The sequence below is a fragment of the Paraburkholderia sp. CNPSo 3281 genome (assembly GCF_024206515.1).
In the GTDB taxonomy this organism is placed as follows: Bacteria; Pseudomonadota; Gammaproteobacteria; order Burkholderiales; family Burkholderiaceae; genus Paraburkholderia; species Paraburkholderia nodosa.
In genome coordinates, this window is record NZ_JAMBPS010000004.1 from 273,851 (window position 1) to 286,991 (window position 13,141).

Genomic DNA, 13,141 nt, shown 5'->3' on the forward strand with positions numbered 1-13,141 from the left:
CTGCACACGTATAAAAGTCACTTAGGATAGCAAACCATGCAAGGTATGATGATGGAGCAGCCGCTCCTGGTTGCTTCGCTGCTCAAGCACGCAGAACGCCATCACGGCGCGCGGGAAATCGTCTCGCGCCGCGTGGAAGGCGACATTCACCGCTACCGCTATCAGGATCTCGCGCAACGTGCGCGCCGCATGGCGAATGCGCTGTCGAGCCTCGTCATTGCGCCGGGCGAGCGGGTGGCGACGCTGGCATGGAATGGCTACCGGCACATGGAGCTGTACTTCGCGGTATCGGGTTCGGGCGCCGTGCTCCATACGCTGAATCCACGCCTGCATGCCGACCAGCTCGTGTACATCATCGAGCATGCGCGGGACCGCGTGATCTTTTTCGATCTCACGTTCCTGCCGCTCATCGAAAGCGTCGCGTCACGCGTGACGACCCCGAAGTTCTTCATTGCCATGGCCGGTCGCGCACATATGCCGCGCAACCATCGCCTTGGATCGAGACTCCTCTGCTACGAGGACCTGATCGACAATCACAAGGACGATTTCGAATGGCCGTTGCTCGATGAAAACAGTGCCTCCTCGCTCTGCTATACGTCGGGCACGACCGGCAATCCGAAAGGCGTGCTCTATAGCCACCGCTCGACGCTGCTGCACACCTACGCGGCGGCGCTGCCCGATGCGCTGAACTGCTCGGCGCGCGACGCGATCCTGCCAGTGGTGCCGATGTTCCATGTGAATGCGTGGGGCCTGCCGTACATCGCCTGCATGACCGGTGCGAAGCTCGTGTTTCCGGGCCCCGCGCTCGATGGCAAGTCGCTGTATCAACTGATCGAGGAAGAGCAGGTCACCGTGTCGGCTGGCGTTCCGACTGTCTGGCAAGGGCTGCTTTCGCACGTCGAGTCGGTAGTGGGTTCGTTCTCCTCCATGTGCCGCACGGTCATCGGCGGCGCGCCGTGCCCGACCGCGATGACCCAGGCGTTCCAGGAGCGCCATCACGTCGACGTGCTGCACGCGTGGGGCATGACGGAGCTGAGCCCGGTTGGCACGGTGTGCAGCTTCAAGGCGCACCAGACCGGGCTGGCGGAAGACGAGCGCTATGCGCTGCAGGCGAAACAGGGGCGCCCGGTGTTCGGCATCGACATGAAGATCGTCGACGCCGCGGGCAAGGAACTGCCCTGGGACGGCAATGCCGCCGGCGACTTGCAGGTGCGCGGCCACTGGGTCGCAAGCGACTACTTTGGCGGCGACTACGCCTCGCCGCTGCAGGACGACTGGTTCCCGACCGGCGACGTGGCGAAGATCGATGCCGACGGATTCATGCAGATCGTGGATCGCAGCAAGGACGTCATCAAGTCGGGCGGCGAGTGGATCAGTTCCGCCGACATTGAAAATGTCGCGAGCCTGCACCCCGAAGTCGCGACGGCGGTGTGCATTGCGGCGCGCCACCTGAAGTGGGATGAGCGGCCGCTCTTGCTGATCGTGAAGAAGCCGGGCAGCGCGCTCGAAGCCGACGATCTGCTGACGTTCTTCGACGGCCGCGTGGCGAAATGGTGGAAACCCGACGCCGTGCTGTTCATCGACGCGGTGCCGATCGGCGCGACGGGCAAGGTGCTCAAGAACCTGTTGCGCGATCAATACGGCGGCCACTACTTGCAAGCTGGTTAAGGCCCCTGGTCACAGAGTTTCATTCAGGCAATACCCTTCAGGTAATCCCCATCAGGCAACAACAAAAGGTGCCGGGACCACCCGGCAGCCACACACACGGAGAGAGGCAATGAAATTGAAGTTCGGCAGCGTGGCAGCGCTGGTCCTGTTCGCCAGCGCAGCGCATGCGCAATCGTCGGTCACGCTTTATGGCGTGGTCGACACCGGTGTGCTGTACCAGAGCACTTCGGCCGCAAACTTTTCGGGGACTGCGAAGAATCTGGGCAGCGTCTGGCAACTCAAGGACGGCGGCATCTTTTCGAGCATCTGGGGTTTGAAGGGGACCGAGGACATCGGCGGCGGCTACAAGATCAACTTCAAGCTGCAAGGGTCGTTCACGTCGAACAACGGCAAGCCGGGCCTGTCCGACACGCCGGGCGTAACGGCGCTGTTCAACCAGATCACGACCATCGGCGGATCGGGTTGGTTCGGTTCGATCGATGCGGGCCGCCAGATCATCCCGATGATCTACGCGATGGCGGACACGGACGTACGCGGCGCGCAGTACTTCGGCAGTATTCTCACCGCGTGGCTGGGCCTCAATCAGGCCGCCGGCTGGCCGGGCACGAGCACGAACGCGCCGATCGGCGCGCTCTATGACAGCAACGCGATCGTCTATAACTCGCCGAAGTTCTATGGTGCTTCGCTCGCGCTGGAGTACGCGCCGGGCGGTGTGCCGGGGCAGTTCCAGGGCGGCACGCGCGAGTCGGCCGTGCTCAAGTACTCGAACTACGGCCTGAACCTGGCCGGGGTCTATTACAGCGGGCACGACACCAACCCGTACGCGGGCACTTACCCGACGACGCCGGCCGCGCCGGCGACGGGCCGCAACAACAACAATTTCTATTATGTCGGCGCGATGTACACGATCAGCGGATTCTCGATATCCGGCTCGTTCAGCTCGTCCAACGCGTCCAGCCTGTTCACCAAAGCGACCTATAACTTCGAAATGATCTCGGCCGGCCTGGGTTACCAGTTCAGCCCGGTCTTCAAGGTCACGTCGGGCTACTACTATTTAAAGGACCGCAACAACTCGGCGAACCATTCGAGCGAAGTCGCCGTGGGCGCCGAATACAACCTCTCGAAGGCGACCAAGGCTTACGCCCAGGTCGGCTACGTCAGCAACAAGGGGACCATGAACCAGACGATTATCTACGGTGCGCCGGTCGCGCCGGGCCAGTCGACGACGGCGGCGATGGTGGGTATTCGTCACGCGTTCTGATCCTCATAAACTCAAGAAGAAACGGAGTATTTCATGAAGAAGACCACGGTAGCTGGATTGGCGATCGCGATGCTCGTCGCGGCGGCTTCCATGAGTGCGTGGGCGCAGGGTGAGGCGAGCATGCCGGCGGGGGCACAGGCGGCGTCCGCGACGGCGGCGCCCACGGCGGTTCCCACAGACAGGCAGGCGAATCGCGCCATGCGCCGCAAGGTGTATGCGGCCATCGGTAAGGACAAGTCGATCAACGCGGGCAACATCAGCGTGGGCGCCAGGGGTGGCGCGATTACGCTGAACGGGACCGTTTCGGACACCGCGCAGATCGCCAGGGTCGAGGAGATCGCGAGGGGCGTTCCCGGTGTGACTTCGGTGACCAACAAGCTGACGGTCAAGAAGTCTTTCGGCGGCATGTAAGCCGCCACAAGAGGCGCGGAGTGCGGCGAGGCCGGGAGTCCCCCTGGTCGCGCCGCGCTTCGCCCAGCAGCACAGAGGTTGAATCCAGTCGGCCTCTTGCTGTTACTCCGGACTGCTAATAACAATCCGGGGCGTCGATCAGGCTCGTGTGCAGGCGCGAGTCTGGAGGCGTGAGTTCGACGTTAGAGTCGGAGCGTTTTATCGCCGTTTCGCGGGTGCGGAACGGCGATTTTTTTATGCAGCCACGGCCCGCACCACCATCACCACGCCCGCCGCAATCGCAGCCCCGCCAATCCCGCGTGCGACTCTTGCGTCACCCGGCATCCACCTCTCCGCAGCAATCGCCGCCGCCACCAACGCCATCGCAGGCCGATCCATCACGCCCGCCGCAATCAGCGCCGCCATCAAATTCCCGCAGCAGTAAAGGCAATGCTGGCCGAGCCTCAAGCCGTGTCGCAGCGCTGCCTGCACATCGAGCCGCGCATGCCAGCACGACGGCAAATTCCCGCAGCAAGCAAGCCACCGCGCTTTCCACGCGGAGAACTGCAACACGCCAGCAATCACGACGACAACACCTGCCACGGCTGGCGCGGTATGCGCCAATGCAGGCGCCTCCACCGCCAGTGCGGTCAGTGGCGTCCCCGCCGCGAACACGAGCACCCCAACCACGAGCCACACGAAGAAATATCCCGCCCCGGCCATTACGGTCATCCCACCCGCCCGCGCCGCGCGTGCCTCGCCCACCGCCTCGAAATACCGCCACAATGCCGGCGCGACCGCAGGCAGCATCATCGCGACCATCATCACATTCCACATGCCGGCAAACGATACGGCGGCGTCGAACCAGGTGCGTCCACACATGGGTGTCCAGAACGCGGACATCGTCCAGCCGCCAGGCATTGGCGTGCCACCCATCGCCTGCATCGAAGCGCACCAGACGAACGTTGCCGCCGCGCTCGCCGCAACGACCAGCGACGCAACGCCGAAGAAAATCGCGCGCGGCGTACCGCTGTGCCGCCGTACCGTCATGCCGATGTTATCCATGATGTGCCTCAGCTTTGCGCGTACTCGTCGTGCCGGTGCCACCAGATGCCGGCCTCGTTGCGTCCCTTCGGCGCGCGGTCGAGCCACTGATACATGCCCCACACGCCATCCAGGCCGCGCGCATAGGTCGAGTACGTGTGATAGACGACGCCGTTCTCGAGCACGAATGCGCTGAGGCCCGGTCGGTCGCGCGTATAGGTCGCCGCGTCGGTGCCGCAGCTCGCCGCGAACTCGGCAACGGGCGCGGGCGGCGGATTCATGTCCATGGCGTGGCCGCTGCGCGCGTAGTTGTATTCGATATCGCCCGCGCGCTGCTGCGCCGTAGTGAACGATACGTTGAAGTCGAAGTTGAAGTCGTTGCCGCTCGACGAGGCCCACGGGAAATGCCATCCCATACGCTTGCGGTAGCCGAGCAGCTTCGCGAGCGGCGCGCGCGACACTGCCATGAGCCGCACGTCGTGGTTCGCGAGATGTACGGCGATACCGTCGAAACCATCCGCAATCGACGAACACGACGGGCAGCCCGCCGCGTAATCCGGCCCAAACATGAAGTGATAAACCAGTAACTGCGAGCGCCCCTTGAAGAGATCGGCGAGCGGGGCGCCGCCATCTTCGGTTTCGAAGCGATACGTCTTGTCGATACGCACCCACGGCAACGCCTGGCGTTGCTGCGCCAGTGCGTCGCCGCGGCGGGTGTGTTCTTTCTCGGCGGCGAGTAGTTCGATGCGTGCCGCAAGCCAGTCTTCGCGTGTTCCTGTGGTATGGGTTGCCATTGCCTGGTCCTCCTATGGATTCACTATGGTGGCGGCGCACTGCGCGCATCGCCGTGTCGTTCGATCGATGATTCGTTTGATCGCCGTGTTAGATTAGGTCCGGACCGAGAAGGGGGGGAGTGACAAGTGTGGCGGGATTCTCATGACCATGGATTCGCTGATCACGGCTGCGGCGCGCGCGCTTGCGGCCGGTGATCCGCTTGGCGCGCTGAACCGGGTCGCGTTGCGCGATGACGCGCCCGCGCTCGCGCTGCGCGGCATCGCCATGGCGCAGCTCGGTGACTTCGCGCGCGCCAAAGCGCTGCTGCGCAGCGCGGCGCGCGGCTTCGGCGCGCGCGAGGCGGTGGCTCGCGCGCGCTGCGTCGTCGCCGAGGCCGAAATCGCGCTCGCCTCACGCGATCTCGGCTGGCCGACCGATACGCTCGCTGCGGCGCGGCAAACGCTGGAAGCCCATGGCGACCGCCTCAATGCGGCGCACGCGCGCTACCTGGAAATTCGCCGTTTGCTGCTCATCGGCCGGCTCGACGAGGCCGGGGGCATGCTTGCCGAAGCCGATCCCGCGCCGCTGCCGCCCGCATTGCGCGCGGCGCATGAGCTGATCGCCGCCGGCATCGCCATGCGGCGCATTCAAACGCAGGTGGCGCGGCGCTCGCTCTCCGAGGCCGCACGCGCTGCGCGCGCGGCGGGCATCGCGGCGCTGAGCGCCGAGATCGAGAGCGCCGCGCAGCTGTTGACCTCGCCGGCTGCGCGCCTTATCGCGCGCGGTGAAGAGCGGGTGCTGCTGCTGGAAGACGTCGAGGCGCTACTCGCCTCGAAGGCGCTCGTCGTGGACGCATGTCGCTACGTCGCCCGCGAGGGCGCGACAGTCATCGAACTGGCAAGACGGCCCGTGCTGTTCGTGCTCGCCCGCGCGCTCGCCGAGGCATGGCCCGCCGACGTGCCGCGCGACGCGCTCATCGCCCGCGCCTTTCGCACCCGGCACGCCGACGAAACGCACCGTGCCCGCCTGCGCGTGGAAATCGGCCGCTTGCGCACGCTGATGCGCGACGTGGCCGAGATCGGCGCGACCCAGCAGGGCTTTGCGCTGGCGCCGCGCCACGCGAGCGAAGTGGTGGTGCTGGCGCGGCCTGTGGAAGAAAAGTACGCTGCCGTGCTGGCTTTTCTCGCCGATGGCGAATCGTGGTCGAGTTCGGCGCTGGCGGTCGCGCTCGGCGCGAGCCAGCGCACCGTGCAGCGCGCGCTCGATGCGCTTGCCGCGGCGGACAAGGTGCAGTCGTTCGGTTACGGCCGCGCGCGCCGCTGGACCACGCCGCCCGTCCCGGGATTCGCGACGACCTTGTTACTCCCCGCGCCGCTGCCAGGCGATTAGGATGAACGCCTGTCCCGTCATTCAAGGAGGAAACCATGAAACGTTCGACCGCCGAAATCGTCCGCGAGTACGGCCCTTTTCCCGGCATCGAGAAGGTGGGCGGGGTCTCGTACGACGGCAAGCAGGTGTGGTTCGCCGTGGGCGAGCGCATCGCGTCGCTCGATCCGCAGAGCGGCGAGACGCAGCGCTCGATTGACATCGCGGCGCACGCGGGCACGGCCTTCGACGGCCGGCATCTGTTTCAGATCGCCGAGGACCGCATCCACAAGATCGACCCTGAAACGGGCCGTGTGCTCGCCACGATTCCCGCGCCCGGAGGCGGCGGCGACTCGGGACTCGCTTGGGCGGACGGCACGCTTTGGGTCGGGGTGTATCGCGAACGCAAGATCCATCAGGTCGATCCGCAGACCGGGGCGATTTTGCGCACGCTCGAATCGAGCCGCTTCGTCACGGGCGTGACGTGGGTGGACGGCGAGCTGTGGCACGGCACCTGGGAAGGCGACGAGAGCGACTTGCGGCGTATCGATCCGGGCACGGGCGAAGTGCTGGAACAACTCGACATGCCGCCCGGCACCGCCGTTTCGGGGCTGGAGTCCGATGGCGGCGAGCAGTTTTTCTGTGGCGGCGGCAACAGCGGGAAGATTCGCGCTGTGCGGCGGCCGAAGCGCGAGGGCTAGGCGAGCGGGCGTGGGAGAAGCTCAAGCGCACCCGCTTGCATGCAACGCTCAGAACGTATAGGTGGCCTTGCCGAACGCCGTGCGCCCCAGCGTGTTGTACCCGTAGGCGCTCACGTACTGCCGGTTGAACACGTTCGAAAGCGTGGCCGAAAGCGCGAGATGCGCGTTGACCTTGTACGACGCGCGCAGGCTCACCGTCGTCCACGAAGGCAGGTAGATCGTGTTGAGCTGGTCGTCGAACGTCGAGCCGTTATACAACAGCGAAACGCCGGTGCTGAGCGCGTGGAGCTGGAACTCGTCCCACGTGTGATCCACGCTCAGGCTCACCGTCTGGCGCGGGCGGCGATTGAGCCAGGTCTGGTCGGTCACGTCCTGCGGATTCAGAATCCCCACCGTGAGGCTCACCGGCGTGGACTTGCCGAGCGTGCCCTTGTACGAGAGGTCGAGCCCCTGTATGTGCGCGCGGCCCACGTTCACGGGCAGGAAAGTCTGCGAGTTGTACGTGATGAGATCGTGCACGCGCGTGTCGTACACGGCTGCCGTGAACGTGCCGATCGACGTGGTGGCATCGAGCGCGGCTTCGACCGAGTCGCTGCGCTCGGGCAGCAGGTTGGGGTTCGAGTAGCCCGGATAGTAAAGGTCGTTGAACGTCGGCAGGCGGAACGCATTGCCGTACGAAACGCGCGCCGTATAGACCGGCGTGACCGCCCACGAAAGCGCGACGTTGCCCGTATTCACCGATTGCCCTTGCACGATTTCGTGTCGCCCCGCCAGAAACAGCGTGAGGGGTCCGAGCGTGGTGGACTGATGCATCGACACGGCCGAATCGTTGCGCGCGGGCAGTCCGCCCGGCACATCCACCGGCAGGAATGCCATCTCGCGCGTGTAGTCGTAAGCGAACTTGGTCTCGCCGTCGAGCGGTATGCCGAAGAGCATGTGGCCCCTTTCCTGATGCGTCATCGACGTGGAAGTGGAAAAGCGCGTCGAGTCGATCTCGTCGGTCGGGATAGTCGGGTCGTTCGAATAGAGGAACTGACGGTCCGTCGCGTAGCCCACGGACTGGTCGAACTGGGTGGTCGGCGTGATGTCGAGGTGGAACGCGAGGCCGGTCGTGAGCTGGGTGTCGCGCTGGCGGTCGTTGCCTCCCGCGTTGTCGTACGAGAGATCGGAGCGGTGGTAGAGCGCGAAGGTCGAGATCGACCAGTTGTCGTGCGCGTAGCCGAGGCGTGCGTCCAGGTTCTGCGCGTGGTACGGGTTGCGGCCGTCTTCGTGGCCGTAAGCCCAGGGCTGCGTCGCGTCGATGCCCGCCGTGTTGTAGTCGTGCAGGCCCAGCGAGTAGGTGAGGCCGCTCAATGCGGAAAGCGGCCCTGTCGAGCCGATCGTGCCCGAGGTGCGCACCTGCGTGTCGAAGGTCTTGTTCGAGCCGCCGCCGAACGAGACGATGGTCTGGTTCGGCTGGTTCGACGCATGGCGCGTGAAGAGCTGCACGACGCCGCCCATGGCATCCGCGCCGAACGAGGCGGCCGCGGGCCCCGAGATCACCTCGACGCGGTCGAACGAGGCGGTCGCCAGATCGGCCCATTCGGCCGTGCCCGTGGTGACGGAGCCCACGCGTATACCGTCGATGAACACGGCCACCTGGTCAGCCGACGAGCCGCGGATGCTCACCCCCGTGTACGACCCCGGGCCGCCGGTCTGCGAGACGGTGACACCCGGCAGCGTGGCGAGCGCCTGCGCGATGCCGGGGTCGACGGGGGAGACGCGGTCGAGGTCTTCGCGCGTGAGCACCTGGGTGGTCGCGTAGCGCTGGTCGAACGATTGCGGCAGATGCTGCGTGTCGCCCACGACGAGGATATTGGGCAGGGTGGTGTCGCCGCCGGCTTGCTGCTGCGTCTCGGTGGACGATGAATTGGCGGCGTCGGCGTCGGCAGCATGCGCGGTTTGCCACGCACAGGCGAGCGCAGCGGAGGTCAATACGAATTGGCGAAACTTCATGATGCGGTGGCTGGAAACAGCTCCTGAAATACGGGCTGTCCGGGCAACGGGCGATCGCCGCGTGGGCGGTGCTTGCGCATTGGGGATCCCCGCCCGCTGCGGCTGCTGGACTCGGCTGATGGCAGGTCTCCTGGCTCGCGGGTCGACATCCGTTGCCGGCCTTCCCGGTTTCCCAGTGGCACGCTCTGGCATGGACTCGCCGCTTACAGTTGCGGGGGCAGCCGCAGTCTTGCACTGCGTTCCCTTTTGATCCCGTCGCCGGGAACCATCAGCGCGCAAGGGTAATGGCCGCGCATTCGTCGCGTCAACCTTTGACGAACGTCGTGTGGCGAAAACACCCGGTTTGGCCACTCCCGCAACTTACGCTATCCTTGCAGCTGTTTTTCGCGCGTAGGCGCTGCACGAGCGAAATGCAGCAGGGAAGCCGGTGGGAAGCCGGCGCGGTCGCGCCACTGTGACTGGCTGTCAATCGAGCCAGAAGTCAGACCTCGCTGCGTTTATTTCACGACTCATTCCAGGGCGCGTAACCCAAGGAGCCGTCAATGCACACCCGCCTACCTTAGAAAGGCGGCCCAATCCGGTCGCCACCACTGGCCGCGATGCGGCGATAGACCGCTCACGGACCGCCATGCGTTCGCCGTTCAAAAGCACCGCTGGATATTGACGGATTAACGAGGACGTCGGGGCACCTCGCCGCATCGATCGAGGGTTGACGGCGCTCGTCCATGCATTCTTTACAAGCACAAACAAGAAGACTCATGAACAAGCACATTCTGGCCGTCCTTGGCGGCGCGGCTTTGGCATTCACAGGCGCTGGCGCCTCGGCGCAGCAGGTCACGTTGTACGGTGAGATCGACGCTAGCGTCGACTATGTCAGCGACGTTGGCGGCCACACCCAGTATCGCGCAGGCTCGGGCCTTATCGACGGCAGTTTTTGGGGCCTGCAGGGCAGCGAGGATCTCGGCGGCGGCAACGCCGCGATCTTTCGCCTCGAGCGCGGCTTCTCGGTCACGTCTGGCGAAGCCTTCAACGACCATCCGTTTTACGTTGGTTTGCAATCCGAACGATTTGGCACGATCACGCTGGGCCGCCAGTACGACACGATGCACGACTACTTCGCCCCGTTCACGCTGACGGGCGGCACGGGCGGCACGGCATTCGCGCATCCGTTCGACAACGACAATGCCAACAATTCGTGGCTCGCCTCGAACGCCGTGAAGTTCGCGAGCGCCACGTACGGTGGTTTCAGCGCCGGCGCGATGTACGCGTTTTCGAACGCGGCGGGCCGCTTCGCGCAGAACCGCGCCTACGGCTTCGGCGCGCACTACGAGGGTGGTCCGTTCAGCGCCGGTGTGGCATGGATGCACATCGACGGACGCGGCGCCTCTTCGGTAGGTGCGTACGATACGTCGGTGCTGCCGGGCGCGGGCCTCGTGCCGACCGAGGTCGCGGTGCAGCGCGAAGACACCATCGGCGCGGGCATGAGCTACGTGCTCGGCGACGTGACGCTCGGCGCGGCCTGGTCACGTTCCATTCATACCGGCGTGAGCGAGGCCGACGGCGGTGCGCCACTGCCCTCGATCGCCTTCAGCAACTACGAAGTGAATGCGCTTTGGCAGGTCACGCCCGCGTTCTCGCTGGCGGGCATGTATGCCTATACGGGCGCGACCTCCGCGCATTGGCATCAAGGCGCGCTGCAGGCCGACTATCAGCTGTCGAAGCGCACGGACGTGTATACCGAGGCGATCTATCAGCGCGCGTCGTCCGGTGCGTTCGCGATGATCAACACCTGCGACCCGTCGGGCGGCCGCAACCAGGTGCTCGTGGCGGCGGGCATCCGGCATCGCTTCTGACGCACACACAAAGCGGCCCCGAACCCTTGCGATTCGGGGCCGTTATACCGCGTGGCTAGATCACGAAGCCGAAAGCTTCACTGCAACGCCGGTCGAAGAATAAACGGGGGTGGCCTTGAAGCCATCCACCGTGACCGTCGCGAATTTCACCGATGCGCCGCTGCCGTCGATCACGTCGATCGAGTCGCCCGCTTTCGGCGTATAGCCGTTCACGAACTTCACATGCAGCGTGCCGCCCGCCACCGTGAGCTGGCCGCCCACGCGCAGGCGTCCGCCGCCGTTGCCGTCGATGTCGAGTTCGAGCGTCGTGCCGTCGAGTTGCGTGTATTTGCCCGTCACCGTCAACGGCGCGCTCGTCGCCACGGTCACGCGGCCGCCGGACCCGACGTACACGTCGCCGTTGCCGAAGGCCGTGGTCGACGCTGCGCAGAGCACGCCGCCGCTCACCTGCGAGCCGCCCGTGTAACTGTTGTTGCCCGCGAGCGTGAGCGTGCCGCTGCCCTGCAGTGTGAGCTTGCCCGAGCCGGCGATGTCGTTGCGCCAGCTGTCGGCGGCATTGAACCCACCCTGGGTTGCGTCCATCGCCACGATCACGTTGCCGTTGAACGTGCCATAACCATCTGCGGCACTAAACATGTTCAGACGGCCCCATCCTTCGGCGTCGTCCATGACCGGATAGCCCGAGACGACTTCGGTCGTCTTCAGCACGACGCGGCGCTGGCCGGCGCTCAGGTATGGGAAGCGCGTTTCGAGCAGCACCTCGGCACCCTTGGGCACGACGGGCGGCGCCTCGGTCGATTCAATCTGGCTGAAACCGAACGTCATGCGGCGCGCGAATTCCGACTTGTTGGTCGCATAGTCGGCGAAGCGGTCGGTCGCGGTCGTGGCCGAATGCGCGAAGGCGGGGAAGGTCGTGGCGCTCGTGCCGGTGGCCTGTTCGAGCGCGCTGTGCGCCTGCGCGTAGGCCGCGCTCTTGAGCGTGGCGTTGGCGGGGTCGTAGAGATTCGCGGCGGTGGCGGCCAGCGCGAACATGCGGCCGCCGATTACATCGAGCGGCGAATGCATGCCCGCGAGAATACGGTTTTCGCCGAGTTCGAGGCCGCGGCTCGCCATTTCCTGGTAACGCTCGGGCACGAGATACGCCATCGTCATCGCGTCGCGCATGGCTTCGGCTTCGTGGCCGCTGATGAAGCCGCCATCCGTCGAAGGCGTCGTGCTGATGGCCGGCACGAGCGTGGGATCGACCACGACGCTCGTGCTCCAGCGGAACGGTCGCGCGTATTTGTAGAAGCGCTTGGCGGGCTCGGTGGAAGCGTTGTTGCCCATCGTGTTGAGCAGGTCGACCACCTTGCCGAAGGTCGCGTTGCTCGTGCTGCCTACGCCCGTGTTGTTGCCCGAGTCGTTGTAGAGCGTCGTGGTTGCGTCCGCGGGAATCGACGTGATGCTCGTGGTTTGCTGGGCAGCCGAGCGCCAGGCGGCGGTGAGCGGCCCCATGCCGTCGGTCACGCTGTAGCCCTTGCCGCGCCGGTCGTCGTAGTAGGCCGCATCGGCCTGCGCCTGGCTGCGCTGGGTCGTCGCGGTCACGACGTACTGGATGTTCGCGTTCAGCGCCGTGCTGTTGAGGATCGTGCCGTTGGGCGTGCCGTCGGTGGGGACGCCCGTCCACGTCGACTGCACGACCGCGGGGAACGTGCCGTTGGCAGGCGCGGAAACGCCCGCGTCCACGAGCAGCGTGAGCGGCTGCCAGAGATCGAGAAAGCGCGCCACCACGCGCACGCCCGCATTGGTCGCGAGCGTGGCGTAACGCGCGTCGCCGCGCTGGTTGGTCGCGATATTGTCGACGAAAGCAGGTACGTCGGGAATCGGCGCGTTGTCCACGAAGCCGGGGTCGGTGGGCGGCGCGGGAATGGCGGCAGTGGTGGCGGGATCGCTATTGCCGCCTCCACAGGCGGTCAGCGCGGCAATGCTGGTAAGCACTGCCAGGTAGAGCGGCAGCGCAATTCGGTGGCGTGATGCGGGCATGCTGAGGGCTCCGTCGTCGTGGTGGATGCGGTGTGGTTATTCCTGACTGACGGCGGCGAATTATGCTT

Annotated in this window: 10 protein-coding genes and 2 riboswitches; of the genes, 6 read left to right on the forward strand and 4 right to left on the reverse strand. The window is 65.5% G+C overall.

Annotated elements, in window-relative coordinates:
* Nucleotides 1-36: 36 nt before the first annotated feature.
* The 3 genes from M3I56_RS07205 (at nt 37) to M3I56_RS07215 (ending at nt 3,340) form a co-directional block, all read left to right on the forward strand.
* The gene (locus M3I56_RS07205) at nt 37-1,668 is read left to right on the forward strand and encodes a 3-(methylthio)propionyl-CoA ligase (RefSeq protein ID WP_254353171.1); all 1,632 of its coding nucleotides are present in this window, start codon (nt 37-39) and stop codon (nt 1,666-1,668) included.
* A 109-nt stretch (nt 1,669-1,777) separates the two neighbouring features.
* Complete coding sequence (locus M3I56_RS07210; protein ID WP_254353172.1) at nt 1,778-2,929, forward strand: porin; 1,152 nt, start codon at nt 1,778-1,780, stop codon at nt 2,927-2,929.
* A gap of 33 nt (nt 2,930-2,962) precedes the next feature.
* Nucleotides 2,963-3,340 (forward strand): BON domain-containing protein, encoded by a 378-nt coding sequence (locus M3I56_RS07215; protein WP_254353173.1) that lies wholly within the window; start codon nt 2,963-2,965, stop codon nt 3,338-3,340.
* Nucleotides 3,341-3,574: 234 nt separating this feature from the next.
* Here M3I56_RS07215 and M3I56_RS07220 read toward each other — a convergent pair whose 3' ends face one another.
* Entirely contained in the window at nt 3,575-4,384 is an 810-nt protein-coding gene (locus tag M3I56_RS07220) for a DUF2182 domain-containing protein (RefSeq protein WP_254353174.1), read from the reverse strand.
* An 8-nt stretch (nt 4,385-4,392) separates the two neighbouring features.
* Entirely contained in the window at nt 4,393-5,157 is a 765-nt protein-coding gene (locus M3I56_RS07225) for a DUF899 domain-containing protein (protein WP_254353175.1), read from the reverse strand.
* Between the two features lie 148 nt (nt 5,158-5,305).
* Between M3I56_RS07225 and M3I56_RS07230 the strand changes: the two genes are divergently transcribed.
* Nucleotides 5,306-6,526 carry a helix-turn-helix domain-containing protein gene (locus M3I56_RS07230; RefSeq protein WP_254353240.1) on the forward strand — a complete coding sequence of 407 codons (1,221 nt, stop codon included), beginning with the start codon at nt 5,306-5,308 and terminating at the stop codon, nt 6,524-6,526.
* A 35-nt stretch (nt 6,527-6,561) separates the two neighbouring features.
* Nucleotides 6,562-7,203 carry a glutamine cyclotransferase gene (locus tag M3I56_RS07235; RefSeq protein WP_254353176.1) on the forward strand — a complete coding sequence of 214 codons (642 nt, stop codon included), beginning with the start codon at nt 6,562-6,564 and terminating at the stop codon, nt 7,201-7,203.
* Nucleotides 7,204-7,251: 48 nt separating this feature from the next.
* Here M3I56_RS07235 and M3I56_RS07240 read toward each other — a convergent pair whose 3' ends face one another.
* Complete coding sequence (locus M3I56_RS07240) at nt 7,252-9,198, reverse strand: TonB-dependent receptor domain-containing protein (protein WP_254353177.1); 1,947 nt, start codon at nt 9,196-9,198, stop codon at nt 7,252-7,254.
* Nucleotides 9,199-9,300: 102 nt separating this feature from the next.
* A riboswitch (cobalamin riboswitch) is annotated at nt 9,301-9,483 on the reverse strand.
* Nucleotides 9,484-9,573: 90 nt separating this feature from the next.
* Nucleotides 9,574-9,708: riboswitch (cobalamin riboswitch) on the forward strand.
* A gap of 248 nt (nt 9,709-9,956) precedes the next feature.
* On the opposite strand from M3I56_RS07240, the gene M3I56_RS07245 reads away from it, so the two are divergent.
* On the forward strand, nt 9,957-11,051 hold the full coding sequence (locus M3I56_RS07245) for a porin (RefSeq protein ID WP_254353178.1): 1,095 nt from the start codon (nt 9,957-9,959) through the stop codon (nt 11,049-11,051).
* A gap of 60 nt (nt 11,052-11,111) precedes the next feature.
* Here the strand turns inward: M3I56_RS07245 and M3I56_RS07250 are convergent, their stop codons facing one another.
* Nucleotides 11,112-13,073, reverse strand: coding sequence for a phosphatase PAP2 family protein (locus tag M3I56_RS07250; protein ID WP_254353179.1), 1,962 nt, complete (start codon nt 13,071-13,073; stop codon nt 11,112-11,114).
* Nucleotides 13,074-13,141: the final 68 nt, after the last annotated feature.

What these genes read in the sequence shown, in the direction of transcription:
- M3I56_RS07210 (WP_254353172.1), top strand. Translation starts at nt 1,778, where the DNA reads ATGAAATTGAAGTTCGGCAGCGTGGCAGCGCTGGTCCTGTTCGCCAGC.
- M3I56_RS07215 (WP_254353173.1), top strand. Translation starts at nt 2,963, where the DNA reads ATGAAGAAGACCACGGTAGCTGGATTGGCGATCGCGATGCTCGTCGCG.
- M3I56_RS07240 (WP_254353177.1), bottom strand. Translation starts at nt 9,198, where the DNA reads ATGAAGTTTCGCCAATTCGTATTGACCTCCGCTGCGCTCGCCTGTGCG.
- M3I56_RS07205 (WP_254353171.1), top strand. Translation starts at nt 37, where the DNA reads ATGCAAGGTATGATGATGGAGCAGCCGCTCCTGGTTGCTTCGCTGCTC.
- M3I56_RS07250 (WP_254353179.1), bottom strand. Translation starts at nt 13,073, where the DNA reads ATGCCCGCATCACGCCACCGAATTGCGCTGCCGCTCTACCTGGCAGTG.
- M3I56_RS07235 (WP_254353176.1), top strand. Translation starts at nt 6,562, where the DNA reads ATGAAACGTTCGACCGCCGAAATCGTCCGCGAGTACGGCCCTTTTCCC.
- M3I56_RS07245 (WP_254353178.1), top strand. Translation starts at nt 9,957, where the DNA reads ATGAACAAGCACATTCTGGCCGTCCTTGGCGGCGCGGCTTTGGCATTC.
- M3I56_RS07230 (WP_254353240.1), top strand. Translation starts at nt 5,306, where the DNA reads ATGGATTCGCTGATCACGGCTGCGGCGCGCGCGCTTGCGGCCGGTGAT.
- M3I56_RS07220 (WP_254353174.1), bottom strand. Translation starts at nt 4,384, where the DNA reads ATGGATAACATCGGCATGACGGTACGGCGGCACAGCGGTACGCCGCGC.
- M3I56_RS07225 (WP_254353175.1), bottom strand. Translation starts at nt 5,157, where the DNA reads ATGGCAACCCATACCACAGGAACACGCGAAGACTGGCTTGCGGCACGC.